Origin of the sequence: Bacillus sp. C30 (assembly GCF_040838255.1) — a bacterium.
In the GTDB taxonomy this organism is placed as follows: domain Bacteria; phylum Bacillota; class Bacilli; order Bacillales; family Bacillaceae_G; genus Bacillus_A; species Bacillus_A mycoides.
This window is the reverse complement of sequence record NZ_JBFPJH010000499.1, coordinates 1-1,938: the sequence shown is the minus strand read 5'-3', so window position 1 is coordinate 1,938 and position 1,938 is coordinate 1. Positions and strand designations below refer to the sequence as shown.

3 protein-coding genes are annotated in these 1,938 nt (G+C 32.7%); all 3 read left to right on the top strand.

The features are described from left to right. The first annotated feature begins 13 nt into the window (after positions 1-13). The 3 genes from AB3X49_RS22215 to AB3X49_RS22205 are packed head-to-tail and all read left to right on the top strand — an operon-like array spanning position 14 to position 1,755. Positions 14-343: a PadR family transcriptional regulator gene (locus tag AB3X49_RS22215; protein WP_002165328.1), complete on the top strand. Its 330-nt coding sequence runs from the start codon at positions 14-16 to the stop codon at positions 341-343. Next, the gene (locus AB3X49_RS22210) at positions 330-893 is read left to right on the top strand and encodes an HAAS signaling domain-containing protein (RefSeq protein WP_113735951.1); all 564 of its coding nucleotides are present in this window, start codon (positions 330-332) and stop codon (positions 891-893) included. The genes AB3X49_RS22215 and AB3X49_RS22210 overlap by 14 nt, the downstream gene beginning before the upstream one ends. After that, entirely contained in the window at positions 883-1,755 is an 873-nt protein-coding gene (locus AB3X49_RS22205) for a DUF4097 family beta strand repeat-containing protein (protein WP_367964777.1), read from the top strand. Before AB3X49_RS22210 ends, AB3X49_RS22205 begins: the two co-directional genes overlap by 11 nt. Positions 1,756-1,938 lie beyond the last annotated feature (183 nt).

The following is a 1,938-nucleotide window of genomic DNA, read 5'->3' as shown; positions in this document are numbered from 1 at the left end:
GGGTGAATGAATATTGAATGTACAATTTAAAAAAGGAGTTTTAGAACTTTGTGTTCTTGTCTTACTTGATAAGCAAGACCGTTATGGGTATGAATTAGTTCGAAGTATTTCCAATCAAATTGAAATATCAGAAGGGTCTGTTTATCCTCTACTTCGTAGATTAACTAAAGAAGAATATTTTACAACGTATTTACAGGAGTCTTCAGAAGGGCCTTCAAGGAAGTATTATAAACTGACGGATAAAGGTAGAACGTATTTGTACCAACTTTTGGAGGAATGGAATGAGTTCTCACAAGGTGTCAATCAATTAATAAAAGAAGGTGTACGTAATGACGAAAGATAAATTTTTACAACAATTAAACGTATCTCTAAAAAGATTATCTGAAAAAGAACGTGCAGATATTTTAAAAGATTATGAAGAACATTTTACTTTCGGATTAGAGGAAGGAAAAACTGAAGAAGAAATTACAGCTTCATTAGGTTCGCCAGCTCAAATCGCCAAAGAGTTATTAGCAGGTTATCATATTGAGAAAGTAACAGCGAGTGCAACAACAGGGAATGTTTTTCGGGCAATTTGGGCAGTAATTGGATTAGGATTTTTCAATTTAGTAATCGTGCTTGGACCTGCAATTGCAGTAGCCGCATTGATTTTTTCGGGGTGGACTCTAGGAATCTCATTTTTGTGTTCACCACTGCTTGTTATTGTTGATACCATTGTGCATCCAAATACATTCTTACTTTTTAACCTTTTCGTTTCTTTAGCACTTTGTGGACTTGGATATTTCATTGTAATCGCTATGTTATCTTTAACGAAGCTAGCAAAGAATGGATTTGTTCGTTATTTAAAGTTCAATATAGCACTAGTAAAAGGTGGTTTTAAGCATGATAAATAAAAAGAAACTTTCAATCATTGCAGGTATTATTTTCATTATTGGGATTGTGGGAAGTCTATTCACTTATCGTTCAATTGCCACAGTACCAATTTCAGAAGAAAAGGTCATTAACAATAATAATGTGTCAAGCGTCATTATCGATACGAATAACGTGCGGGTTAACATCAATCCTACAACAGAAAGTAACATGAAAGTAACATTAGATGGGGAAGTTAATCCTAACATAGAAAGAACATTAGCTACGGATGAAAAAGATTCAACGCTTCTCATTTCTTACAAAGAAAAACAACAGAGTTGGTTCAACTTCAACATTTCTGAAGTATTGGTCCCATTAACATTAAATGTCTATCTGCCTGAAAAACAATATGATTCATTAAAAATTTCCAATAACAATGGTTACGTTTCTGCAAAACAACAAAATACAACGCATTTTGATATCAATACAAGCAATGGGCGTGTTGAATTAAGAGAGATCAATTCGCAAAAAATTAATGCGGAAACAAATAATGGAAGTATGGACTTTAAAGATATAACGGCGCAAAATATTCATGTGAAATCGAATAATGGACGAATAATGCTAGATCATGTTGAAGGTGAACTAGAAGGGCAATCTAAAAACGGAAGTCTTTCTCTTACAACAAATGAACTTGATCGAAATCTCAATTTTACGACTCACAATGGCAAGATTAATATTGAAACTGAAAAAGAACCAACTAATGTTCAATTTAATGTCTCTGTCGACAATGGAAAAGCGAATATCCTGAATAAATATAATGGAAATGCAGTTATTGGGAAGGGAGAAAATCAAATTAAATTAAACACACATAACGGAAGTATTTCAGTGAAAAAGCATGGAAACTAAAGTAGCATATTAATCTTGGGAATTTTCGCTCATCACATATAAAGAGCATGCAAATCAATAATAAATAAGCAAAATAGCCGACTCCTTTTTTAAAACATGTAGGTAGTCGGTTATTTTATGTCCAAAATTCGTTTTAACGTCTTGGTTTTGACGACTTGATCAATTATATGAAAATATCAAATA

What these genes read in the sequence shown, in the direction of transcription:
- AB3X49_RS22205 (WP_367964777.1), top strand. Translation starts at nt 883, where the DNA reads ATGATAAATAAAAAGAAACTTTCAATCATTGCAGGTATTATTTTCATT.
- AB3X49_RS22210 (WP_113735951.1), top strand. Translation starts at nt 330, where the DNA reads ATGACGAAAGATAAATTTTTACAACAATTAAACGTATCTCTAAAAAGA.